The 23,269-nt window shown below is 62.1% G+C and carries 19 protein-coding genes; 4 read left to right on the top strand and 15 right to left on the bottom strand.

Annotated elements, in window-relative coordinates; all coding sequences use genetic code 11:
- Positions 1-25: 25 nt before the first annotated feature.
- Positions 26-1,171, bottom strand: coding sequence for a cyanate transporter (locus HF675_RS23140; RefSeq protein ID WP_255427367.1), 1,146 nt, complete (start codon positions 1,169-1,171; stop codon positions 26-28).
- A 185-nt stretch (positions 1,172-1,356) separates the two neighbouring features.
- On the opposite strand from HF675_RS23140, the gene HF675_RS23145 reads away from it, so the two are divergent.
- The gene (locus tag HF675_RS23145; protein ID WP_111736186.1) at positions 1,357-2,211 is read left to right on the top strand and encodes a LysR family transcriptional regulator; all 855 of its coding nucleotides are present in this window, start codon (positions 1,357-1,359) and stop codon (positions 2,209-2,211) included.
- Between the two features lie 6 nt (positions 2,212-2,217).
- Here the strand turns inward: HF675_RS23145 and xylR are convergent, their stop codons facing one another.
- The 4 genes from xylR to xylF form a co-directional block, all read right to left on the bottom strand.
- A complete protein-coding gene (gene xylR, locus HF675_RS23150; protein ID WP_105229260.1) occupies positions 2,218-3,396 on the bottom strand; it encodes a D-xylose utilization transcriptional activator XylR in 1,179 nt (392 codons plus the stop codon).
- An 89-nt stretch (positions 3,397-3,485) separates the two neighbouring features.
- Complete coding sequence (xylH, locus tag HF675_RS23155) at positions 3,486-4,670, bottom strand: xylose ABC transporter permease XylH (RefSeq protein WP_105229259.1); 1,185 nt, start codon at positions 4,668-4,670, stop codon at positions 3,486-3,488.
- Positions 4,648-6,189: a xylose ABC transporter ATP-binding protein gene (locus HF675_RS23160; RefSeq protein WP_187043848.1), complete on the bottom strand. Its 1,542-nt coding sequence runs from the start codon at positions 6,187-6,189 to the stop codon at positions 4,648-4,650. Before HF675_RS23160 ends, xylH begins: the two co-directional genes overlap by 23 nt.
- A gap of 22 nt (positions 6,190-6,211) precedes the next feature.
- Positions 6,212-7,210, bottom strand: coding sequence for a D-xylose ABC transporter substrate-binding protein (gene xylF, locus HF675_RS23165; RefSeq protein WP_105229257.1), 999 nt, complete (start codon positions 7,208-7,210; stop codon positions 6,212-6,214).
- A gap of 374 nt (positions 7,211-7,584) precedes the next feature.
- On the opposite strand from xylF, the gene xylA reads away from it, so the two are divergent.
- The 3 genes from xylA to HF675_RS23180 all read left to right on the top strand — a co-directional run bounded on the left by xylA (position 7,585) and on the right by HF675_RS23180 (position 12,028).
- Positions 7,585-8,904: a xylose isomerase gene (gene xylA / locus HF675_RS23170; protein ID WP_105229256.1), complete on the top strand. Its 1,320-nt coding sequence runs from the start codon at positions 7,585-7,587 to the stop codon at positions 8,902-8,904.
- Between the two features lie 70 nt (positions 8,905-8,974).
- Positions 8,975-10,426, top strand: a complete 1,452-nt coding sequence (xylB, locus tag HF675_RS23175) for a xylulokinase (RefSeq protein ID WP_187043849.1) — start codon at positions 8,975-8,977, stop codon at positions 10,424-10,426.
- Positions 10,427-10,630: 204 nt separating this feature from the next.
- Entirely contained in the window at positions 10,631-12,028 is a 1,398-nt protein-coding gene (locus HF675_RS23180) for an amidohydrolase family protein (protein WP_187043850.1), read from the top strand.
- A gap of 37 nt (positions 12,029-12,065) precedes the next feature.
- On the opposite strand, the gene HF675_RS23185 is transcribed toward HF675_RS23180, so the two are convergent.
- From HF675_RS23185 to fdxH, 10 genes are all read right to left on the bottom strand, one after another.
- On the bottom strand, positions 12,066-13,058 hold the full coding sequence (locus tag HF675_RS23185; RefSeq protein ID WP_187043851.1) for an acyltransferase: 993 nt from the start codon (positions 13,056-13,058) through the stop codon (positions 12,066-12,068).
- Between the two features lie 98 nt (positions 13,059-13,156).
- Positions 13,157-13,486, bottom strand: coding sequence for a hypothetical protein (locus HF675_RS23190; RefSeq protein WP_187043852.1), 330 nt, complete (start codon positions 13,484-13,486; stop codon positions 13,157-13,159).
- Between the two features lie 11 nt (positions 13,487-13,497).
- Positions 13,498-15,807, bottom strand: coding sequence for a type VI secretion system Vgr family protein (locus HF675_RS23195; RefSeq protein ID WP_187043853.1), 2,310 nt, complete (start codon positions 15,805-15,807; stop codon positions 13,498-13,500).
- 258 nt (positions 15,808-16,065) lie between these two features.
- On the bottom strand, positions 16,066-17,907 hold the full coding sequence (selB, locus tag HF675_RS23200) for a selenocysteine-specific translation elongation factor (protein ID WP_187043854.1): 1,842 nt from the start codon (positions 17,905-17,907) through the stop codon (positions 16,066-16,068).
- A complete protein-coding gene (gene selA, locus HF675_RS23205; RefSeq protein ID WP_105229240.1) occupies positions 17,904-19,295 on the bottom strand; it encodes an L-seryl-tRNA(Sec) selenium transferase in 1,392 nt (463 codons plus the stop codon). The genes selB and selA overlap by 4 nt, the downstream gene beginning before the upstream one ends.
- A gap of 74 nt (positions 19,296-19,369) precedes the next feature.
- Complete coding sequence (locus HF675_RS23210) at positions 19,370-19,975, bottom strand: glutathione S-transferase (RefSeq protein WP_105229239.1); 606 nt, start codon at positions 19,973-19,975, stop codon at positions 19,370-19,372.
- A 35-nt stretch (positions 19,976-20,010) separates the two neighbouring features.
- Positions 20,011-20,646, bottom strand: a complete 636-nt coding sequence (locus tag HF675_RS23215) for a DcrB-related protein (protein ID WP_105233171.1) — start codon at positions 20,644-20,646, stop codon at positions 20,011-20,013.
- A gap of 144 nt (positions 20,647-20,790) precedes the next feature.
- Positions 20,791-21,720, bottom strand: coding sequence for a formate dehydrogenase accessory protein FdhE (fdhE, locus tag HF675_RS23220; RefSeq protein WP_105229238.1), 930 nt, complete (start codon positions 21,718-21,720; stop codon positions 20,791-20,793).
- Positions 21,720-22,355, bottom strand: coding sequence for a formate dehydrogenase cytochrome b556 subunit (gene fdoI, locus HF675_RS23225; protein WP_105229237.1), 636 nt, complete (start codon positions 22,353-22,355; stop codon positions 21,720-21,722). The genes fdhE and fdoI overlap by 1 nt, the downstream gene beginning before the upstream one ends.
- Positions 22,352-23,257 (bottom strand): formate dehydrogenase subunit beta, encoded by a 906-nt coding sequence (fdxH, locus tag HF675_RS23230; protein ID WP_015344035.1) that lies wholly within the window; start codon positions 23,255-23,257, stop codon positions 22,352-22,354. Before fdxH ends, fdoI begins: the two co-directional genes overlap by 4 nt.
- Positions 23,258-23,269 lie beyond the last annotated feature (12 nt).

The raw sequence follows: 23,269 nt of genomic DNA on the forward strand, positions 1-23,269 counted from the left end.
ATAGGCAGCCGCAATGACAGAAATATTACCCGTCGCCACTCTGCCGGTAGCTGCGCGGATGGAAGCGCGCCGTCAGCGCCATCAGCAGCAGCACCAACAGCGTATGCAGCTGCCAGTCGAGCAGGAAACCGCCGCTGTAGTCACGCAGCAGGCCGGAAATATACGGCGCAACGCCCGCCAGCAAAAAGCCGATGCCCTGCATAAAGGCCACCAGCCGCCCGGCCGCCGCCGGCTGCGGCAGGTGATCCAGCGCCAGCACCAGACACAGCGGAAACGCCCCGCCGAGGCCGACACCGGCCAGCAGCGCCCACAGCCACGGCGTCTGCAGCGGCCAGCCGATCAGGCCGATAAACCCGACCAGCTGCATGATCAGCGCCGCCCACAGCAGCGGACGACGATCGTGACCACGCGCCAGCGCCGGCAGCGCCAGCGCGCCCGCCACCTGTCCCAGCGTCATCAGCGCCAGCAATACGCCGCTGGCCTGCGGCTGCCAGCCAAGCTGCATATAGTACGGCGGCAGCCAGGCGATCAGGCTGGCGTAGCCGCCGTTAATCAGGCCGAAGTAAATCCCCAGCAGCCAGGCGCGCGGGCTGCGGAACAGGCTGCCCGCCTGCGCGCCCGCCGGCGACGTCAGCCGCCCCAGTCCGCGGCTCGCCCACAGCCAGACCGCCAGTGCCGCCAACGCCGGCAGCGCCCACCAGGCCAGCGCGCTGTGCCAGTCGTGGCCGCGGTTCAGCCACGGCGTCACCGCCGCCCCCAGACCGCCGCCGCCCATTAATGCCGCCGACCATAAGCCGGCCACCAGCGCCATCCGCTTGAGAAAATGGTGTTTGATAATGCCCGGCATCACCGCCTGTATCACGCCGATGCCCAGCCCGCCCAGCACCGCGCTGAGCAGCAGCTGCACGCTGTCCGGCGCCAGTTCGCGCCACAGTGCCCCCAGCGCAATCGCCAGCAGGCTCAGCAATACGCTGGCGCGTTCGCTCAGCAGGCGGTTGATCCATCCGCCGGCCAGCGCCATCAGGCCCATCATCAGCACCGGCAGCGCGGTCAGCAGCGCCGCGCCGCCAAAGCTCAGGCCGGTGGCCTGGCGCAGCGTGGGCAACAGCGGGCCGACGGAGGTTAACAGCGGGCGCATATTGAGGCCGATCAGCACCAGCGCCCATAACAAAGGATGAAACCAGCGGCGCGCGACTGACGCCTGAGCCGCCGGTTGAGAGTGATTTTCCACCATGGATTCCAGTCTGTGAATACGGAAGGAGGGCCGTCACAAGGCGGTGACGGCAACGTTGCCTCACTGTAGAAAATGCCGTTAGTATTTGGAAATTAAATAATGGAATGGTCAGCAGTGACAAAATGAATCGTTATCCGATGTTCAACCCGCAGCTGCTGCTCAGCTTCGTTGCCGTATGCGACAGCAGCAGCTTTACCCGCGCCGCCGAGCGGGTGTGTCTGTCGCAGTCGACCGTCAGCCAGCAGGTTCGCCGGCTGGAAGAGATGCTCGGCAAGCCGCTGTTTGAACGCTCCTCCCATCAGGTGCTGCTGACCGAAGAGGGCGTAAAACTGCTCAGCTACGCCCGGCGCATTATCGCGCTGAACGAAGAGGCGCACGACGCGCTGACCGGCATCTGGCGCGACGGCGTGCTGCGCCTCGGGGTGCCGGAGGACTTCGCCGCCTCCACCACCGATCTGCTGGCCGAATTCAGCCGCGAGCACCCGCACCTGCGGCTGGACGTCACCAGCGGCCTGAGCGCCGATCTGCACCACGCCTACGGCCGTGAAGAACTGGACCTGATTCTGGTTAAACAGCGCCGCAGCCAGCCGCCGCGCGCCGCGCGGCCGGAGCCGCTGCTGTGGCTGGACAGCCTGGCCTTTCCCGCCATTGAACAGTCGCCGGTACCGCTGGCGGTGTTTCCGCTCAACGGGCTGTACCGCGACGAGCTGTGTCAGGCGCTGGACAACCTCGGCAGGCGTTGGCGCATCGGCTACAGCAGCGCCAGCCTGGCGGCGCTGACCGCCGCTTCCGCCGCCGGACTGGGCGTCACCCTGCTGCCCGCCGGCTGCCGGCTGCCGAGCCACCGCGTACTGGGTGAGGCGGAAGGCCTGCCGCCGGTGAATGATTTCGAGCTGGCGCTGTATTACCGCGACGGCGCCCCCGCCGCCGCCGGCGCGCTGGCGCAGCGGTTGACGGCGTTTTGCCGGCTGGCATGAACGGCGTCAGTAGGCCGTTTCGGCGTATTTTTCCCGGTACTCTTTCGGCGTCATGGCGTCGCCCTTGCGGAACACCGAGTAAAAATATTGCAGCGACGGGTAGCCGCACATCTGCGAAATCTCATTGATCGATAACGCGGTCGTCGCCAGCAGGTTACGCGCCCGCTCCAGTTTCTCGGCGTGGATCGCATGGTGAATCGTCTGGCCGGTTTCCTCTTTAAAGCGCTTCTCCAGATTGGAGCGCGACAGCCCCACCGCATCCAGCACCTGTTCCACCTTGATGCCGCGGCAGGCATGATGGCGGATATAGTGCATCGCCTGAATCACCGCCGGATCGCGCAGCGAACGGTAATCCGTCGAGCGCCGTTCGATCACTTTCAGCGGCGGCACCAGAATACGCTGCAGGGGCAGCTCACGCTGTTGTAGCAGGCGGTGCAGCAACTTGGCGGCGTGGTAGCCCATCTGCCGCGACCCCTGCGCCACCGAAGAGAGCGCCACGCGCGACAGATAACGCGTCAGTTCTTCGTTATCAATGCCGATCACGCTCAATTTCTCCGGCACCGGAATCGCCAGGTGTTCGCACACCTGCAGCAGATGGCGGGCGCGCGCATCGGTCACGGCAATAATGCCGGTCTGCTGCGGCAGGGTCTGCACCCAGTCCGCCAGCCGGTTCTGCGCGTACTGCCAGTTTTCCGGCGCGGTCGACATCCCCTGATACACCACCCCCTGATACTGTTCCTGCGCCACCAGCCGGCGGAATGCATTCTCGCGCTCCTGCGCCCAGCGTTTACCGCCCTCAGGCGGCAGGCCGTAAAACGCAAAGCGGTTCAGCCCTTTTTCTTTCAGATGCATAAACGCCGCTTCCACCAGCGCATGATTGTCGGTAGCGATGTAGTGCACCGGCGGGTAGTCGTCGTCACGGTGGTAGGAGCCGCCGACGCCGACAATCGGCACCTGAACGTTATCCAGCAGCCGTTCAATCTCGCGGTCGTCAAAATCGGCGATCACCCCGTCGCCCAGCCACTCTTTAATGTTATCGATGCGACAGCGGAAGTCCTCTTCAATAAAAATATCCCAGTCGCACTGCGACGCCTGTAAATATTCCCCCACCCCTTCCACCACCTGGCGGTCATACACCTTATTCGCGTTAAATAACAATGTAATACGGTAACGTTTTTCGAACATGCGATATCCCCGGAAAACAAACCACTCCCTGAATAGCACAGCCGTTCAGGGAGCAGTAAAAATGCGGCGAGATTTGTGAGGTAAAACGTTTATGCGCGCCGCTTGGTGGCGGAATCCATCCACACCGCCAGCAGCAGGATCGCGCCTTTGACGATGTACTGCCAGAAGGTGGGCACGTCCAGCATGCTCATGCCGTTATCCAGCGACGCCATGATAAACGCCCCCAGCACCGCGCCGGCAACGCTGCCGACGCCGCCCGCCAGGCTGGTGCCGCCAATCACGCAAGCGGCGATGGCGTCCAGCTCGGCAATATTGCCCGCCGAAGGCGAGCCGGCTCCCAGCCGGGAGCTGAGGATCAGCCCGGCGATCGCCACCATCAGGCCGTTAATGGCGAACACCGCCAGCTTGGTGCGCTCCACATTCACCCCCGACAGCCGCGCCGCGTCGATATTGCCGCCGATGGCGTAGATACGCCGGCCAAACGCGGTGCGGGTAGCCATAAATATCCCCGCCAGCATCAGCGCCGTCAGGATCAGCACCGGCGTCGGCACCCCGCGATAATCGTTCAGCAGATAGATAGCCCCGAGCACCACCACCGCCATAATGCTCTGCCGGGCGACGGCGCCGCCGGCCGCCGGCAACGGCAGCCCGAGCTGCGCGCGTCTGCTGCGTCGCCGCCACTGCCAGATGACGAATAGCCCCAGCCCCAGCGCGCCGATGCCGAACCCCAGGCCGCCGGGCAGATAGCTCTGACCAATCTGCGACATCGCGCCGCTGGTCGGCGCAACGGTGGTGCCGTTGGTGATGCCGACCAAAATGCCGCGGAACGCCAGCATGCCGGCCAGCGTGACGATAAAGGAAGGCACTTTGCGATAGGCCACCCACCAGCCGTTCCACGCGCCGAGCAGCAAGCCGGCCAGCAGCGTCACCGCGACGGTCAGCGGCAGCGGCCAGCCGAGCCAGACATCAAAAATCGCCGCCGCGCCGCCCAGCAGCCCCATCATCGAACCGACCGACAGATCGATCTCCGCCGAGATAATCACAAACACCATGCCGACCGCCAAAATGCCGGTAATCGCCGTCTGGCGCAGCAGGTTGGAGATATTGCGCGCGCTGAGATACGCCCCTTCGGTGGTAAAAGTAAAGAACAGCAGAATGACAGCGATCGCCGCCAGCATCACCAGCACCTGCAGGTTCAGCGACCTCAGCGGCAGCAGCGCCTTTTTGGCGGGCGCAGACGGCAGGCTTGCCTCAGACAGCGTGTTTTTCGACATGTTTTTCACTCCTCAACGCGGCTTCCATCACCTGTTCCTGGGTCAGATTGCGGTTTTCCAGCGAGGCCTTGATTTTCCCCTGGTGCATCACCAGCACGCGATCGCTCAGGCCCAGCACTTCCGGCAATTCGGATGACACGACGATCACCGCAATGCCCTGCTGCACCAGCTGATTGATTAATTTGTAGATTTCGTATTTTGCGCCGATATCGATACCGCGCGTCGGTTCATCCAGAATCAGGATTTTCGGTTTCAACAACAGGCATTTGGCGAGGATCGCTTTTTGCTGGTTGCCGCCGCTCAGGCGGCCGATGGCCAGCTCCGCCGATGCGGTTTTCACCTTCAGCCGCGCCAGCGACTGCTCAATGGTCACCTGTTCCCGCGCCTCGTCCAGCGCCGACAGCGGGCCGCTGAAGTCACCCAGCGCCGCCAGCGTCATATTCGCGCCGACCCCCATCACCGGCACGATGCCGTCGCGTTTGCGGTCTTCCGGCACCATGGCGATACCGTAGCGCATCGCCTGACGGCAGTTGCCAATCGTCGCCGCCTGCCCCTCGATCGTAATGTTCCCCTGCCAGCGCCCGGGATAGGCGCCGAACAGGCACTGCATGGTTTCGGTACGCCCGGAGCCGACCAGCCCGGCGACGCCGAGAATTTCCCCGCGCCGCAGCGTAAACGACACGTCGTCAACCCGGCGGATATGCCGGTTAACCGGGTGCCAGGCGGTCAGATTATCAACCTGCAGCACCACCTCGCCGATCGTGTGCGGCGCCTGCGGATACAGCTCGGTCAGTTCGCGGCCGACCATCATGGCGATAATCTCCTCCTCGCTCATGTCGGCTGCCGGGCGGGTGCCGATGTGCCTGCCGTCGCGGATCACGCAGATCAGATCCGAGATCGCCTTCACCTCGTTCAATTTATGGGAAATATAAATACAGGCGATGCCGCGATCGCGCAGATCGCGCACGATCGTCAGCAGCGTGGCGGTTTCGCTTTCGGTCAGCGAGGCGGTCGGTTCATCCAGCACCAGCAGGCGCACCTGCTTGTTCAGCGCCTTGGCAATCTCCACCAGCTGCTGCTGGCCCAGCCCCAGTTCGCCGATGCGGGTATCCGGGTCCACCGCCAGCTTGACCTGCGCCAGCAGGCGCTGGCAGCGCTGATACATGGCGTCATAGTCCATCAGGCCATAGCGCCCCCACTCGCTGCCGAGAAACATGTTCTCCAGCACCGTCATCTGTTTGACCAGCGCCAGCTCCTGATGAATGATGGCGATACCCTTTTTCTCGGTATCGCGAATGGTTTTCGCCGTTATTAACTGACCGGAAAAATAAATATCGCCCTGATAGCTGCCGTGCGGATATATCCCGCACAGCACCTTCATTAACGTGGACTTTCCCGAACCATTTTCACCGCACAATGATAAAACCTGGCCGGCTTCAAGTTGCAGACTGATATTATCCACCGCTTTTACCGCGCCAAATTGTTTCGTGATTTCCTTCATTTGCAATAAACAGGACATAACGACCTCCGTACGGCGGCGTTTATTTACCCAGATCGGATTTTTTATGGAAACCATCAGCGACTATCGTGCTGTCGATATTCGATTTATCGACGGAAATAGGCGTCAATAACCAGGCCGGCACGTCTTTAGTACCGTTATTTAATTTGGCGTTGGATTTCGGCTGTTCGCCCCGGCCCATTTGCACCGCAATATTGGCGGCCTCATCGGCCAATTTACTGATAGGTTTGTACACCGTCATGGTCTGGCTGCCGGCGAGAATACGTTTTACCGCCGCCAGGTCGGCATCCTGCCCGGAGATCGCCACCTTACCCGCCAGCCCCTGCGCAGCCAGCGCCTGGATCGCGCCGCCGGCGGTCGCATCATTGGACGCCACCACCGCATCGATATGGTTGTTATTGGCCGTCAGGGCGTTCTCCATGATTTTCAAGGCGTTTTCCGGCAGCCAGGCGTCCACCCACTGATCGCCGACCACTTTGATTTTGCCGCCGTCAATCAACGGTTTCAGCACGTTCATCTGCCCCTGACGGAACAGTTTGGCGTTATTGTCCACCGGCGAGCCGCCCATCAGGAAGTAATTGCCCTGCGGCACGCGCTGCACCAGGCTCTGCGCCTGCAGCTCGCCCACTTTCTCATTATCAAACGAGATATAAAAATCGATGTCCGCATTATTAATCATGCGGTCGTAGGCCAGGACTTTGATCCCTTCACGCTTCGCCTCGCCAATAACGTTGCTCAGCACCTGCCCGTTATAAGGAATAATCACCAGCACATCGACGCCGCGGTTGATCATGTTTTCAATCTGCGCCATCTGGGTTTCTTCATTGCCGTTGGCGGACTGCACAAACACTTTCGCTCCCTGCGATTCGGCTTTTTTGACAAAAATATCGCGGTCTTTCTGCCAGCGCTCCAGGCGCAAATCGTCAATCGCCATACCTATCTTGACGTCTTTACTGAACCCCGGCTGGCTGACCAGCGCCAGCATGGCGCAGGCGGAGAGGAATAAGTGCTTAAATTTCATCTTATATACCTTCTTTATTGAAATTGTAGGGTAATAATTGAAACGACTTTTTGTGGCACAACGTCCCGGGAATTGTTGTCGCTTACCTATCGCACAGCAATTACTGATTTTTACCGGCGAATTACGTTTTTTGGTTTAATGTTATTTTTATGATGGCGATCATGTTTTAACCTTGTGACAATTTGTCAGCGACAATAAAAACGTCTTATGGCGCCATCGGGCAGATCGCGTAATTAAATGCGCAATATGAGATCCGACGCACATTTAATAATTATCTGAATTTGAGTGTGAAATAACATAATTGAGACAATCATCACGAACTCCGAAGATTAAGGCATCCCGTAAAGCCGGGTTCCGTTACCAAGGAGTCGAGAATGCAATCTTATTTTGATCAGCTTGAACAAGTTCGTTACGAAGGCACCGGCAGCAACAATCCGCTGGCATTCCGCCACTACAACCCGGATGAAATCGTATTGGGCAAACGCATGGCCGACCACCTGCGCTTTGCCGCCTGTTACTGGCACACCTTCTGCTGGAACGGCGCGGACATGTTCGGCAGCGGCGCGTTCGAGCGCCCCTGGCAGCAGGCGGGCGATGCGCTGGAGCTGGCGCGGCGCAAGGCGGACGTCGCCTTTGAATTTTTCCATAAGCTCAACGTCCCCTTCTATTGCTTCCACGACGTCGACGTGGCGCCGGAAGGACATTCGCTGAAAGAGTACCTGCATAATTTTGCCGTGATGACCGACGTACTGGCCGAAAAACAGCAAAGCAGCGGCGTCAAACTGCTGTGGGGCACCGCCAACTGTTTCACCAACCCGCGCTTCGGCGCCGGCGCGGCCACCAACCCGGACCCGGAAGTCTTCAGCTGGGCGGCAACGCAGGTATACAGCGCCATGAACGCCACCCAGCAGCTCGGCGGCGAAAACTATGTGCTGTGGGGCGGCCGCGAGGGGTACGAAACGCTGCTGAACACCGATCTGCGGCAGGAGCGCGAGCAGATTGGCCGCTTTATGCAGATGGTGGTGGAGCACAAACACAAAATCGGCTTCCAGGGCACGCTGCTGATTGAGCCGAAACCGCAGGAACCGACCAAGCATCAGTACGATTACGACGTCGCCACGGTTTACGGCTTCCTGAAACAGTTCGGGCTGGAAAAGGAGATTAAGGTCAATATTGAAGCTAACCACGCCACGCTGGCCGGCCACTCGTTCCACCACGAAATCGCCAGCGCCATCGCGCTCGGCATCTTCGGTTCCGTAGACGCCAACCGCGGCGATCCGCAGCTCGGCTGGGATACCGACCAGTTCCCGAACAGCGTCGAGGAGAACGCGCTGGTGATGTTCGAAATCCTCAAGGCCGGCGGCTTCACCACCGGCGGCCTGAACTTCGACGCCAAGGTGCGCCGCCAGAGCACCGATAAATATGACCTGTTCTACGGCCATATCGGCGCAATGGACACCATGGCGCTGGCGCTGAAAGTGGCGGCCAAAATGATCGAGGACGGGCAGTTGGATCGGCAGGTCGCCAAACGCTATGCCGGCTGGAACGGCGAACTGGGCCAGCAGATTCTGCAGGGAAAACTGTCGCTGGAAGCGCTGGCCAAGTACGCTGAACAGCATGATCTGGCGCCGCAGCACCACAGCGGCCACCAGGAAAAATATGAGAATCTGATCAACCGTTATCTGTTCGGTTAACCCTGTCAGGGGCGGACGCGTCCGCCCCGCAGCCGCGTTAATCCGGATATGCCACTTAAAGGGACCTTCTATGTATATCGGCATCGATCTTGGCACCTCCGGCGTGAAGGCCATTCTGCTGGATGAACACGGGCAGTTGCTGGCCAGCCACACTGAAGCGCTGACCATCTCCCGCCCGCAGCCGCTGTGGTCCGAACAGGATCCGCAGGACTGGTGGCAGGCGACCGATCGCGCCATGCTGTCGCTCGGCCGGCAACATGGCCTGCGGCAGGTGCAGGCCATCGGTCTGACCGGCCAGATGCACGGCGCCGTGCTGCTGGATCACCGGCAGCAGGTGCTGCGCCCCGCCATGTTATGGAACGACGGCCGCAGCTTTGAGCAGTGCCGCCAGCTGGAGCAGGCGGTGCCGCGCTCGCGCGCCATTACCGGCAACCTGATTATGCCCGGCTTTACCGCGCCGAAAGTGCAGTGGGTGCGGCAGCATGAGCCGCACATCTTCAGTCAGATAGACAAGGTGCTGCTGCCGAAAGATTACCTGCGCTGGCGGCTGTGCGGCGTATTCGCCAGCGATCTGTCGGACGCCGCCGGCACGCTGTGGCTGGACGTCGCCCGGCGCGACTGGAGCGATGAGATACTGGCCGCCTGCGGCCTGACGCGCAGCCAGATGCCGGCGCTGTTTGAAGGCAGCCAGCTCACCGGCCGGCTGAATGCCGAGCTGGCGCAGCGCTGGGACATGCCGCAGGCGCCGGTGGCGGCGGGCGGCGGCGACAATGCGGCCGGCGCGATCGGCGTCGGGCTGTATCAGCCCGGCCAGGCGATGCTGTCGCTCGGTACCTCCGGGGTCTATTTCGCCGTCAGCGACGGTTTCCTCAGCAACCCGGCCAGCGCCGTCCACAGTTTTTGCCATGCGCTGCCCGATACCTGGCATCTGATGTCGGTGATGCTCAGCGCCGCTTCCTGCCTGAACTGGGTATGCCGGCTGACCAACGTTGCCGACGTCGCTACCCTGCTGCACAACGTCGAGCAGGCCAGTCCGGCGGACGCGCCGCTGTGGTTCCTGCCCTACCTGTCCGGCGAACGTACGCCGCACAATAATCCGAACGCCAAAGGCGTATTCTGGGGGCTGACCCATCAGCACGGGCCGGACGATCTGGCGCGCGCGGTGCTGGAAGGCGTGGGCTTTGCGCTCGCCGACGGCATGGATGCGCTGCACGCCAGCGGCCTGCATCCTGACAGCATCACGCTGATCGGCGGCGGCGCACGCAGCCCGTTCTGGCGGCAGATGCTGGCGGATATCAGCGGCCAGCGGCTGGAATACCGCACCGGCGGCGACGTCGGCCCGGCGCTGGGCGCGGCGCGGCTGGCGCAGATCGCGCTCAACCCGCAGCGTCCGTTGGCCGAACTGCTGCCCCCGCTGCCGCTGGAGCAGCTGCACACGCCGGATGCCGGGCGTCATCAGGAGTACGCGGAGCGCCGCGCCACCTTCCGCGAACTGTATCGCTGTCTGCTGCCGTTGATGTGAACAAAAGGGGCCAACCCGCGTTGGCCCCGATAAGAATCCGCAGAACGACGGATCCGCCAGCATTGCACCGCCTCTTGTTGCGACCGCCTCTCCTTCATCATTACCAAATCGAATAATCACCAGTGGCAAATGTCGCTGCCAACCCCGGCGCGACTTTTTTAAATTAATGGCTGCAACACAACACCTCTGGATAAGGAACCGATTGTGGAAAACAGCCAACAACAAAGCCGCAGAACCTTTCTCAGCCAAACCGGCAAGCTGACCACCGCCTGCGCGGTGCTCGGCCTCAGCGGCGGCGTGGCGCAGGCGGCCACGCCCGCCAATAGTGACCCCAGCGCCGCACCGGCGCCGCCGATGATCCTCACCGACCGCCACTACCTGCTGAGCGACGTCCTGCTGGAAGAGGGCTTCGAATACGACGGCGATACGGTGATCGGCACCCGCACCGCGCGCTACACGCTGGAGATTAAAGACGGCAACATCGCGGCGCTGCACCCGGCCGGCGCCACGCCGCCCGCCGCTCTGCCGCGCTATTCGGCAGGCGGCCAGCTGCTGCTGCCCGGCACGCGCGATATGCATATCCACCTGGATAAAACCTTCTACGGCGGCCCGTGGCAGGCGCCGCGCCCGCGCCAGGGCAAAACCATTATGGATATGATTGCGCTGGAGCAGACGCTGATCCCCAAACTGCTGCCGACCTCGCAGCAGCGCGCCGAAGGGTTGATTGCCCTGCTGCAGTCCAAAGGCAGTACGGTGGCGCGCAGCCACTGCAATATCGACCCGGTCAGCGGGCTGAAAAGTCTTGAACACCTGCAGCGTGCGCTGGAAAATCAGCGCGCCGGCTTCAGCTGCGAGATCGTCGCCTTCCCGCAGCACGGCCTGCTGCATTCAAAGGTGGATGCGCTGATGCGTGAAGCGATGCAGATGGGAGTGCAGTACGTCGGCGGTCTCGACCCGACCAACGTCGACGGCGCGATGGAGAAATCGCTCGACGCCATGTTCCAGATCGCACTCGACAGCGGCAAGGGCGTCGATATTCACCTGCATGAAACCAGCCCGGCGGGCGTCGCGGCCATCGACTATATGATTGCCACCGTCGAGAAAAACCCGGCGCTGCGCGGCAAGGTCACCATCAGCCACGCCTTCGCGCTCAGCACGCTGGATGAAGGACGCGTGGCGGAGACCGCCGAACGGCTGGCGGCGCAGCAGATAACCATCGCCTCGACGGTGCCGATCGGCAGCCTGATGATGCCGCTGCCGCAGCTGAGTGAAAAAGGGGTATTTGTGATGACCGGCACCGACAGCGTGATCGACCACTGGTCGCCGTTCGGCAGCGGCGATATGCTGGAAAAAGCCAACCTCTATGCCCAGCTGTACCGGGGTTCGGACGAGTTCCACCTGTCGCGTTCCCTGGCCATTGCCACCGGCAACGTGCTGCCGCTGAACGATAAAGGCCAGCGCGTGTGGCCGCAGGCCGGCGACGACGCCGGCTTTATGCTGGTCGACGCCAGCTGTTCGGCCGAAGCGGTGGCGCGCATGTCGCCGCGCCGCGCCACTTTCCATCAGGGGCGTCTGGTGTACGGCAGCGTCACCAGAGCCTGAGGCGAATAACGGCTGCGGCGGCTATGCCGCAGCCCGTTCAGGACACCAGCCGGCGGCGGTCGATTTTCTGCAGCCCGGCGGACAGCAGCAGGCTCAGGCCCAGCGCCAGGCCGAACACCCAGAAAATATCCAGCAGCGGATGGCCGCCGAGATCCCAGCCCTGATGGCGCACCAGATTGACAATCAGGGCGTGCAGGCCGTAGATCGCCAGCGAATGGCGGGAGAATACCGCCAGCCAGTCCACCGGCTGCGCCAGGCAGTTTTTAAACCACACCAGCAGCGACACCGCCGCGATAAACACCAGCGGGTTGGCGTACAGGTAGTAGGTGGCGGCAAAATTGCCGTTAATCAGCGACTGATGCCGGGTGCCGATGATAATCAGCGCCACGCTGCCGACAAAGGCCAGCGCCGCCAGCAGGCTGACGCCGCGTCGTCCGGTGTCCATCATGCCGATCGCCCGCCCGGCCAGCGCATACAGCAGGTAGTAGAAGGTATCGCCGGCGATATACAGGTTAACCGGCAGCAGGTGCACGCCGTCGATGGCGAACTTATCGGTATTCGGGTTGGCCATCACCGCCAGAATCAGCAGCGCCGCCGCCAGATAGCGGCCGGATACCGGCTTGACGTTGATCAGCGGCGACAGCAGATAAACCACCACGATGGCGTAGAAAAACCACAGGTGATAGAACACCGGTTTTTGCAGCAGCGTGCGCAATGAAGGCCAGAAGCCAATCTTGGTGAAGAAGGCTATATACGCCAGCGCCACGGCGCTGTAGAACAAAATACAGCAGCCGATCCGCACAAAGTGTTTGCGGTTGGCGCTGCGCTCGCCGAAGAACAGGTAGCCGGAGATCATAAAGAACAGCGGCACCGCCGCGCGGGACAGGGCATTGAGCAGGTTGGCCGCATCCCAGGCGAGGCTGCCCAGTTTCTCCGGCGTGGTCAGCAGCGCGGTGGTGGCGTGGATCATCACCACCATCAGGCACGCTACGGCGCGTAAGTTATCTATCCAGCCAATTTTATTGCTCATCCACGCCCTTGCATGTCACTTATCGTTAACGAAGTTACAGCGCAGGGTATAGCGTGCGGATTTGAGCGACAAGCCCAACGCGCACTATCAGATTCGGCCTAGCGATCTTTATCAAACACAAACGCGATATGGTCGTCGTCCAGATAGCGGATCGTCACTTCGCTGCCTTTTTGCACCTGTGACGAGTAGAAGGCCGGGATGGTCTCCCTGCCCTCCACCTGTTTGGTGCCGCCGCCTTCCGGCCACGACAGCCGGTAGCGGATATTGACGCTGCCGGTATCGTTGGCGCTGCGGTAATGCACTTCCTCCACGCGCGCCAGCAGCTCCCGTCCCTGGGCGTCTATCTTGTGGTCGCGGTAAAACAGGTGGGCGATATATGCAAAAAAACCCGCAAAAATAATCACGGAAATAATGATAGCGAACTTCATAACTATATCCCTCAGCCTATGATTGTCAGGCCGTTAAACTGCGACATGATCTGCCCAACCTGCACCATTGCCTGACCAAACTCCACCCGCCCCTCTTTGGTCGAGAGATCAAAACCGGTCTTGTCGAATTTCATCGTTGCCAGACCGAGTTTTCCGCCGACGGTAATGGTGGTGGAATAGCCCTCCGTCACCACCTTCGCCGCCGTGAAATCGAACGAGAACATCGACATAGTCTCTTTATGGTCCTTGTACTCCAGCGCCGCCGGCGTTTTGATACTGACCTTAACCTTACTGTCGATGGTAATCATCTGATCTGAGGTCAGCGTCATGCCCTCTTTGGCATCCTGCTTCCAATTACCGAGAATTTTGGTGTCGACATTTTTGGTGATCGTTTGGTTCAGGTTGCTCTGGTACTCGTCGGTAACGTCATCGGTCACGATAACATGACGTTCGCCCGTTATTTGGTCATAACGTTTGCCGTCCAGATAAAAATCCATACCATCGTTATAACGCCGGGTCACCTTTTTCGACACAATCTGCTCTTCGGTACCCACCGTCTCTACCCTGCGTTCGCCGGTAATCTTCAGCTTTTCGCCGCCGCTGGCGATCTCCGAGTTGCGGCCGTTGGTGATGGTGACCTTTTCGCCGTCCTCAAACGTTTTCGTCTCTTTCTTGGTTACCGTGGTGGTGCGCGTACCGTGGTAGATAAAGGTCGCGTCGCCGATCACCTCATCTTTCTGTTTTTTCTGAATGGTGGTGGTGCGGTTACCGTCAATGGCCACCGTTTTATCGTTCTCCACCGAAATATTCATATCCTTTTCGGCGTGCAGCTGCACCATCTCCGAGCCGGCCTTGTCCTCAAAGAACAGATGGCTGGAGTTGTCGCTGTGGCCGTCTTTGGAGCGGGTCATAAAGCCCATCATGGTGGCGCCGGCGGGCAGCGCCCACGGCGGCATGCTGGCCTCGTTATACACCCGGCCGGTGACCATCGGCCGGTCCGGGTCGCCGTTGATAAAGTCGATCACCACCTCGTCGCCGACGCGCGGGATCTGCACGCCGCCGAAGCCCTGACCGGCCCAGGCGCTGGAGACGCGCACCCAGCCGGAGCTGGTTTCGTCGCCCTTGGCCTGCCGGTCCCAATGGAATTTCACCTTCACCCGGCCGTACTTATCGGTCCAGATCGATTCGCCCTGCGGCCCCACCACCCGCGCGGTCTGCGGGCCGTGGGTGCGCGGCCACGGCGTGCGCTGCGGCGAACGGTACGGCGTATCGGCGGGGATCACCGTCATCTCGATGCGGTGCACCGCTTCGTCGCCGCCGCTGGCGTAGCTGTTTTCCTCCAGATCGTAGCGGGCGCTCAGCACCAGATACTCACCGTTGTCGCTGGTAAACGGCGGGTTGAGCAGCGTAAAGGTGCAGCCCGGCACGATGCCCAGCGCGGTGGCGGTGGCGTTAATACGCTGGTGCTCCGCCTGCCACTCCTCCTGCCGCACCCGGGCGTAAAATTCACCGTCGCCGTGCTCGACAAAATGTCCCGGCCAGTCGTAGTAGTCAATCTGCCCCGGCTGCGGCGAGCTGGGGTTCTGCCGCGCCTGGAACAGCCAGGCGTTGGGCTTGCGGAAGTCATAGTCGTCGATGCTGTAGATCCCCGGCGTCACCCGCTCGGAGATCGCCCACTGGCCGATTCCCTGTTCGCCGGTGCTGCCGCCGGACGGCGTGGCGTGATAGGGAATCACCTCATAACCACTGAACGGCTGGTGCTGCTGCGGCGCATCGTGCAGCACCAGCGTGTGTTTGTCCGCCTCGTGGCGGAAAAAGAAGTAAATCCCCTCCAGCTCCATCAGCCGGGAGATAAAGTCGTAGCTGCTCTCCTGATACTGCACGCAGTACTCCCAGCTGCGGTAGCTGCCGGAAAGCTGCTCCTCCACCTGTACGCCGTACTCGCCGAGCACCGTTCTGACGATATCCGGCACGCGCTGGTTCTGGAAGATACGCTGGTTGCGGTCCCGCTTCAGCGGCCACAGGTCAGATTCCATCGTCAGGGTGTAAACGGCGTAGCGCGCGCCGTTAATATCGGCGCTGTGCACGTTGACCGAGGTGACCTTGCCGTTGAGATAACGCGGTGCGGACAGTACGCCCTGCGTCGGAATGGTCAAAGTGATCGGCTGGCCCAGCATCGCCCGGCGGTCCAGGCGGGCATCGGTGCTGAGCAGCATCACCTGCAGTTCGAACGAGCTGGAAACCTCTTCCACCCCGCTGAGCTTCCAGAACTTCAGCGCACCGGCGCCCGCCGGCGTTGTCACAGTAATACGGTCAAACATGACTGCTTCTCCCTAAAACCAAGACGATCTTTGCTGACGATGAGCGGGATGCCAGCCTCAGCGAGAGCAGCACCATTGCTACGATACAGTTACTCTATTGTTAACACATTGCTTATAAAACAATGTGACGGAAGCCGGTTGATGCACAAAAAATCAGCATATTCTTAGATGAAAACCGCACACCAAGGCGAGAAAACGCGAAACGCTCAGCCAGGGAAAGCCCGGCTGAGCGCGCAGGAAGACAGGAGAATAGGGGGATCAGGCGTCGAACAGCCCGCGGTCGCGCAGCAGGTGCTGATTGCCTTTACGGCGGGTAAACCCGCTGCGGTCAAAGAACTCCAGCACCTGGATCGCCAGCTTGCGCCCGACGCCCAGCCGATCGCGAAAATCAGCGGCGCTGGCACCGCCCTGGCCGTCGTGCAGTTCGCGGATCAGCGCGGCGAACTGCGCCACACGCTGACTGAGATAGTAGCGGTCGACCACCACCGCGGTCACATGACCCAACTGCGCCGCCTTGCGCAGCGTGGCGCGCACCTCGGCCTCATCGGCCGCCAGCTCTGCCGCCAGATCGCGCACCCACCATGGCGCATCGCCAAACAGCGGCGCGATGCGCTGCCACAGCGCCTGCTCCTGTTCGCTAAAGGCCAGGCCATGTTCCGGCAGATGCAGCCAGCCGCGGCTGTTGCGCAGCGCGCCGACCGCCAGCAGCCGTTCGATGAGTAAAAACGCCAGCGCCTCATCCAGCGTCGGCAGCGCCATGCGCCGCAGGCGCGCGCGCCCGAGGCCCAACTGATCGCCATGCTGTTGGTGATACTCTGCCAGCACCTGCAGCAGGCGCTGCTCCGCCTGGCGGGCGTTTTCCAGCGACAGCGCCCTGCCGCCGGCCGCCAGCACCTCGTGCTCCTCCAGCAGCTGCGTCAGCCGCTCATCGCTCAGCTGGCGCGCCCAGCCAAAGGCCGCCACGTCCAGCGGCCCCTGCTGCAGCTGCAGCATCAGCCGCTGCGCATCATCCTGCGCCTGCGCCGTCTGCGTCAGCCAGTGCAGATACGCCGGCTGGCGTTTGCCGCGTTTCGGCGCCGTCAGCGCCAGTACGCGCGCTGCGCCCAGCGTTTCACGCGCGGCGATATCACGCAGCACCAGCCGATCGTCTTCCGCCAGCCACAGCGGCCGGTCGAGGATCAGTTCCGCCAGTGAATCCTGCAGCAGCGACACCCGGCCGGTGATATGGCTGGCCGCATGGTGAATATGCAGCGGCTGCCAGTGCTTCAGAGGCTGGTCCTGCTCCAGAGTCACCAGAATGCGTTCCGCCTGCAGCGCCGGCCGCTGCGCCAGCAGCCAGTCGCCGCGCGTCACGTCGCTTTTACTGACATCACCGCTGATATTCAGCGCGATACGCTGCCCGGCCTGCGCCTGCTGGGCCGACTGGTTCTGCGCATGCAGCCCGCGCACCCGCACCGGCACGTTCTGGCCGCTCAGCCACAGGGTGTCACCCACCTTGACGCTGCCGCCCAGCGCGGTGCCGGTCACCACCAGCCCGCTGCCCTTCACGCTGAAGGCGCGGTCGACCGCCAGACGGAAACGGCGCGTCAGCGCATGCGCCGCCGGCTCAAGCGCCAGCAGATGCGCACGCAGCGCCTCAATGCCCAGATTCTGCGCCGCAGCGGTAATAAACAGCGGCGCGTCGGGCCAGCCCTGCCGCGCCAGTTCAGCCTGCACCTGCGCTTCGACTTCCGCCAGCCTCTCGGCGTCGACGCAATCGGCCTTGGTCAGCGCCACCGTCAGCGCCGGACGACCGCTCAGGCGCAGGATCGCCAGATGCTCACGGGTTTGCGGCATCACGCCGTCGTCACAGGCCACCACCAGCAGCGCGTGATCGATGCCGCCGATGCCCGCCAGCATATTGGCGAGAAATTTTTCGTGCCCCGGTACGTCGATAAAGCCCAGCACCCGCCCGTCCGGCTGCGGCCAGTAGGCGTAGCCGAGATCGATGGTCATGCCGCGACGTTTCTCCTCCGGCAGGCGATCGGCGTTGATCCCGCTGATCCCCTGCAGCAGCGTGGTTTTGCCATGGTCGACATGGCCGGCGGTGGCGATAATCATGACAAAAGCGCCTCCGCCAATGCCGCTTCCTGCGTCAGACAGCGCAGGTCGAGCCACAGTTTGCCGTCGTTAATGCGGCCGATTACCGGCTGCGGCAGCGCGCGCCACGCCTGCGCCAGACGCTCCAGGGTAGCGCCGCGGCCGTCCAGCGGCGCGAAGGTCAGCGCATAGCTCGGCAGACGATCGACCGGCAGCGAACCGCTGCCGATTTGCGACCAGCAGGGTTCGGCACCCAGTGCAAAACGGCCTGCATAGTGCGGAGACAACTGCGCCAGCAGACGCTCGGCGGCGGTCTGCATCTCCTGCTGCGGCCGGGTCAACATGCGCAGCGTCGGCAGCTGCTGCGCCAGCAGCTCCGGCTGTTGGTACAGGCGCAGCGTGGCCTCCAGCGCCGCCAGCGTCATTTTGCCGACGCGCAGCGCGCGTTTCAGCGGGTGCTGCTGCAGCTGCGCGATCAGCGCTTTTTTGCCGACGATAATCCCGGCCTGCGGCCCGCCCAGCAGCTTGTCGCCGGAGAAGGTCACCAGATCGACGCCGTCGGCCAGCAGCCGCTGCGGCATCGGTTCCGCCGGCAGGCCGTACTGCGTCATATCAATCAGCGAACCGCTGCCCAGATCGGTGGCGGTCACCAGGCCGTGCTGCCGGCCAAGCTGCGCCAGCTGCGCCTCATCAACCGCTGCGGTAAAGCCCTGCACGCTGTAGTTGCTGGTGTGCACCTTCATCAACAGCCCGGTCTGCTCGGTAATCGCCTGCTGATAGTCTTTCAGATGGGTGCGGTTGGTAGTGCCCACCTCCACCAGCTGGCAGCCCGCCTGGCGCATCACGTCCGGGATACGGAACGCCCCGCCAATCTCCACCAGCTCGCCGCGCGACACCACCACCTGTTTGCCCGGTGCCACCGCCGCCAGCATCAGCAGCACCGCCGCGGCGTTATTGTTGACGATGCAGGCGTCTTCCGCGCCGGTCAGCTGACACAGCATATCGGCCACCGCACGGTCGCGATGGCCGCGGCCGGCGCCGTCCAGATCGTACTCCAACGTCACCGCCGCGCCCATTACCCGGCCAATCGCCGCGATTGCCGGCTGCGCCAGTTGGGCGCGTCCCAGGTTGGTGTGTAAAACGGTGCCGCTGAGATTGAACACCGTCTTCAGACGCGGCTGCTGCTGTTGCGCCAGCCGCGCCTGCAGCGCCTGCGGCCAGTCGCCGCACCACTCCGGCAGGCATCCCTGCCGTTTAATCGCCTCGCGGGCCTGCGCCTGCATCTGGCGCAGCAGTTCGCCAATCAGCGTCTGGCCGTGGCTGGCCAACAACGGTTCTATCGCCGGGTCGCGCAGCAGGCGGTCAATCGCCGGCAGCTGACTGTAAAGAGAATGGGCTTCAGTGCTCATGGTCGCTCGGTGTCAGGTGTGTTCAGGGTTGTATTCAGCAAAAACGGGGCGCGTCCGGCGCGCCCGTCAGTTCATCAGGGAGGCGAGGTGCGGGCAAAACTTTCGCGGGCGAACAGACGCTCGGCCAGTTTGACCAGCGCCGGACGCCCCACGCACCAGTTGGGCAGGATACGGCGGAAGTTGAGATAACCCAGCGCGCAGCCGGCGGCGATATCCGCCAGCGTCAGCTGCTCGCCGTTCAGCAGCGCTTTCTCCTGCGCCAGCGCTTCCAGCGCGTCCAGTCCCTGTTGCAGCTTATCGCGCTGCCGCAGCATCCACGCTTCATCCTGTTTGCCCGCGGCGCGCAGGCTCTCGCGATACAGCAGCGACGCCGCGTCGGTCACGCCGTCCGCCAGCGCTTCGCTGCGCCGCACCCGCAGCGCCAGCGCGCGGTCGTCCGGCAGGAAGCGCGGCCCAGCAGGCAGCAGGTCCAGATATTCGGCGATCACCCGCGAGTCATAAAATGCCTCGCCGTGCTCATCGATCAGCACCGGCACTTTGGCCAGCGGGTTGTGCTCGCCTACCCGCGTCTGCGCCTCATAGGGCGGATCGTTGACGAATTCAAACGCCAGCCCCTTCTCCAGCAGCAGCACGGAAATCTTGCGGACAAAAGGGCTGGTATAACTGCCGATCAGTTTCATCTTCCCTCCCGTTGGCTGCGGGTAGGCAGCGCCGTTTATTTCACCGTCAGCGTATCAACAATGCGCTGCACCAGCGCCTGGTGCACCTCCAGCTCCTTCGCCGGCGACAGCATCTGCAGCGTAATCACGCGTTTATTGAACACCGTCAGGACAATGGTGGAAACCACTTTTTGCCCGTTGACGCTCTGTTCGGTATCCAGACGACGGAATTTCTGCTTACCGACGGTAAAGTTCTCTTCTTTGGTCTTTTCAATCTGCTTATAGCGGCCGGAAAGTTCGGTAAGCATGCTCTGCATCAGCTCACTGAGCATTTTGTCGCTGCCGTTCAGCTTCATTCCCGCCGGCGGAATCACCTCGGAGGAGACGGCACTCTGCCGCGACTTGCCATTCAGGAAACGCTGAATGGTCGACGTATGGTCGTTAATGATGCCGCTGTTTTCCGTTTGATCGCTAAAGCCGGACGGCAGCTCAAAGGTCAGCTTGCCTTGCTGCAGCGAGACGCTCAGCCCCGGCAGCGGCGCAGGCTTCTCCGGCTGCGGCGCGGGTTGGGCGGCGGTCGGTTTCGGCGCGGGCTTCGGCACCGTCGGCTGTTTGGTGTCCGAGTCATCGCAGGCGCTCAGGCCGGCGATCAGGGCCGCTACGGCGGCGAATTTCACTATCTTTTTGAACATCATCCCTTTCCTTTCGCTTTACGCGCTATGGCGTAAACGTAGCAAGACGCTCCGGCGAATGCCAGATAAGACACAGGAAATTACCGAGGCGCCTGCAAAATCACGCCCCAGCCCCTTGTCACAGCGCCTGTCGCCGATTTCCGCCTACTCGCCCGGGAACAGGAATGGGTTGATACTGCTGCGGGCAAATCCCTCGTCTTCCATTTTGGCATCGAGGATCAGGCTCGCCAGATCGTCGGCCACCGCTTCCACCTGTGAATCCTTCTCCTGATAGAGAATTTTCATATAGGTGCCGCAGTCGCCGCAGCTTTCCGCCTTCACCGCCGCCTGTTCGCTGTCCAGCGACCAGTAGTTCAGATCGCGCGTCTGCTCGCAGTTGCTGCACTTCACGCGCACCACGTGCCACTCGCTTTCGCACAGGTTGCAGTGCAGGTAGCGCAGGCCGTTGACGGTGCCGATATGCACCATGCTGGAGACCGGGATGCTGCCGCACACCGGGCAGAACTGGCGGTGTTCGCCGTATTCGGCACGCGCCTTGCCGGGGATCTGGCTGGCCATCTGCGCCCAGTACAGCGACAGCGCCGCCCAGATAAAGGGCGCGTTTTCACTGCCCACCTGCGCGAACTCGCGGTTGAGCAAGGCGGTCGCCATCTGCTCCAGCTCCTGTTCGGAGGCCTTCTCCAGGTTATCCAGCACCGCCAGCACGTGCTGCGGCGCCTGCGGGCGCAGCTCGGCGATCAGCGCCGTCAGCAGCGTACGCCAGTGCGCGCTGCGCGGATAAACGCTGAGGTCGAGCGGCGGTTTGCCGCGTTCGGCGCCCTGACGCAGCGCGTCGGACAGGTCCAGCTGCAGCGGGTGGTCATGCTGCGCGTGCTGCTGCGCCTCGGCAATGGCGGCGGCGAAGTGGAGGTAATCCCCCAGCGGGTGATCGGCCGCCAGCTGACGCAGGCGTTCAGCGCGGCGGGTGTACAGGCTTTTCAGATTCGCGAAAAGTAACGGCGGAATTGCTTCCGCCGTGTGTGGCTTTTCACGCTGTGCCCCTAACTGCTCTTTAGGAACAATGCGGATACTCATCAGGGTTTGTTTTCCTGTCGTTTTTCGCGGACCTCACGGTACCAGCGCGGGTGGTGTTTTTTGGCCCAGGCGGCCGGCACCCAGCCTTCGACCATCGCGGTAATGGTGCCTTTCACCCACAGGGCGGCGTACACGTGCACCATAATCACGATAATCAGCCCCACCGCCGCCAGCGAATGCACCAGCAGCGCGATGCGGATCAACGGAATAGGGAAGGCCGGCGCAAAGTAAGGCCGCCAGATGACGATGCCGCTGGCCAGCAGCAACAGCAGGCTGATAATCGCCGCCCAGAAGACGCACTTCTGGCCGAAATTATAGCGCCCGGTGTCGCCGACTTCCTCGTTCATCGCAATCTTGTGGATGTTCCTGGCCCAGAGGATATCTTCACGGTTGATCAGATTATGCTTCCAGTAGCGCAGGAACATCAGCATAAACGCGGCAAACATGATCACCCCGGCGAAGGGGTGCAGAATGCGCGCCAGCTGCGGCGTGCCGAAGATATTCATCAGCCAGTTAAAGGACGGGAAAAAGAACCCCAGCCCGCTGATGGCCGCCAGAATAAAGCAGAACGCCACGATCCAGTGGTTAATCCGCTCCGGCGCGCTGTAGCGCTGAATTGGCTTTTCCTTCCTCATTTGCGCGTCTCCTCATCGTGCAGCTCGTCGTTCTCATCCTCTTCGACGCGGTTCGGGCCGACGCCGACATAGTGGAAGATACTGGCTGCGAAGGTGGCGGCAAAGCCGATGGCCGCCAGCGGTTTCCACACGCCTTTCCAGAACGTCACCGCCGGACTTATCGACGGGTTGTCCGGCAGGCCGTGATACAGCTGCGGCTTGTCGGCATGGTGCAGCACGTACATCACGTGCGTGCCGCCGACGCCGGCCGGATCGTACAGCCCGGCATTCTGGTAGCCGCGCGTCTGCAGTTCGCCCACCCGCTCGGCGGCGACGTTTTTCATCGCCTCTTTGGTGCCGAAGTGAATGGCGCCGGTCGGGCAGGTTTTCACGCAGGCCGGTTCCTGGCCGACATCAACGCGGTCGACGCACAGGGTGCATTTGTACACCCGGTTGTCGTCCTTGTTCATGCGCGGCACGTCGAACGGACAGCCGGCGATGCAGTAGCCGCAGCCGATGCAGTGCTCCGACTGGAAGTCGACGATGCCGTTGGCGTACTGGATGATCGCCCCTTCCGACGGGCAGGCCTTCAGGCAGCCCGGATCGGCGCAGTGCATGCAGCCGTCCTTGCGGATCAGCCACTCCAGTTTGCCGCTGTCGTCCATCTCCACTTCGGAGAAACGCATCACCGTCCAGGATTTGGCGGTCAGATCGGCGGGGTTGTCGTACACCCCGACATTGTGACCGACCTCATCGCGGATGTCGTTCCACTCGGAACAGGCCACCTGACAGGCTTTACAGCCGATACAGGTGGTGACGTCGATCAGCTTCGCCACTTCCGCTTTGTCGTCACGGGCGCGCGGCGCCGGCGTCAGGCCGTTGGTGGCGGATTTACGAATAATGTCCTGAGATTGCATTGCCATAACTCGTCTCCG

This window comes from Serratia sp. JUb9, assembly GCF_014298095.1.
GTDB lineage: Bacteria > Pseudomonadota > Gammaproteobacteria > Enterobacterales > Enterobacteriaceae > Serratia_B > Serratia_B rhizosphaerae.

Coding starts and splice junctions, on each gene's coding strand:
- fdoI (WP_105229237.1), bottom strand. CDS start 22,355: ATGAGGAAGGAAAAGCCAATTCAGCGCTACAGCGCGCCGGAGCGGATT.
- selA (WP_105229240.1), bottom strand. CDS start 19,295: ATGAGCACTGAAGCCCATTCTCTTTACAGTCAGCTGCCGGCGATTGAC.
- HF675_RS23160 (WP_187043848.1), bottom strand. CDS start 6,189: ATGTCCTGTTTATTGCAAATGAAGGAAATCACGAAACAATTTGGCGCG.
- xylA (WP_105229256.1), top strand. CDS start 7,585: ATGCAATCTTATTTTGATCAGCTTGAACAAGTTCGTTACGAAGGCACC.
- fdxH (WP_015344035.1), bottom strand. CDS start 23,257: ATGGCAATGCAATCTCAGGACATTATTCGTAAATCCGCCACCAACGGC.
- HF675_RS23145 (WP_111736186.1), top strand. CDS start 1,357: ATGAATCGTTATCCGATGTTCAACCCGCAGCTGCTGCTCAGCTTCGTT.
- fdhE (WP_105229238.1), bottom strand. CDS start 21,720: ATGAGTATCCGCATTGTTCCTAAAGAGCAGTTAGGGGCACAGCGTGAA.
- HF675_RS23195 (WP_187043853.1), bottom strand. CDS start 15,807: ATGTTTGACCGTATTACTGTGACAACGCCGGCGGGCGCCGGTGCGCTG.
- selB (WP_187043854.1), bottom strand. CDS start 17,907: ATGATTATCGCCACCGCCGGCCATGTCGACCATGGCAAAACCACGCTG.
- xylB (WP_187043849.1), top strand. CDS start 8,975: ATGTATATCGGCATCGATCTTGGCACCTCCGGCGTGAAGGCCATTCTG.
- HF675_RS23185 (WP_187043851.1), bottom strand. CDS start 13,058: ATGAGCAATAAAATTGGCTGGATAGATAACTTACGCGCCGTAGCGTGC.
- HF675_RS23215 (WP_105233171.1), bottom strand. CDS start 20,646: ATGTTCAAAAAGATAGTGAAATTCGCCGCCGTAGCGGCCCTGATCGCC.
- HF675_RS23210 (WP_105229239.1), bottom strand. CDS start 19,975: ATGAAACTGATCGGCAGTTATACCAGCCCTTTTGTCCGCAAGATTTCC.
- xylH (WP_105229259.1), bottom strand. CDS start 4,670: ATGTCGAAAAACACGCTGTCTGAGGCAAGCCTGCCGTCTGCGCCCGCC.
- xylR (WP_105229260.1), bottom strand. CDS start 3,396: ATGTTCGAAAAACGTTACCGTATTACATTGTTATTTAACGCGAATAAG.
- xylF (WP_105229257.1), bottom strand. CDS start 7,210: ATGAAATTTAAGCACTTATTCCTCTCCGCCTGCGCCATGCTGGCGCTG.
- HF675_RS23190 (WP_187043852.1), bottom strand. CDS start 13,486: ATGAAGTTCGCTATCATTATTTCCGTGATTATTTTTGCGGGTTTTTTT.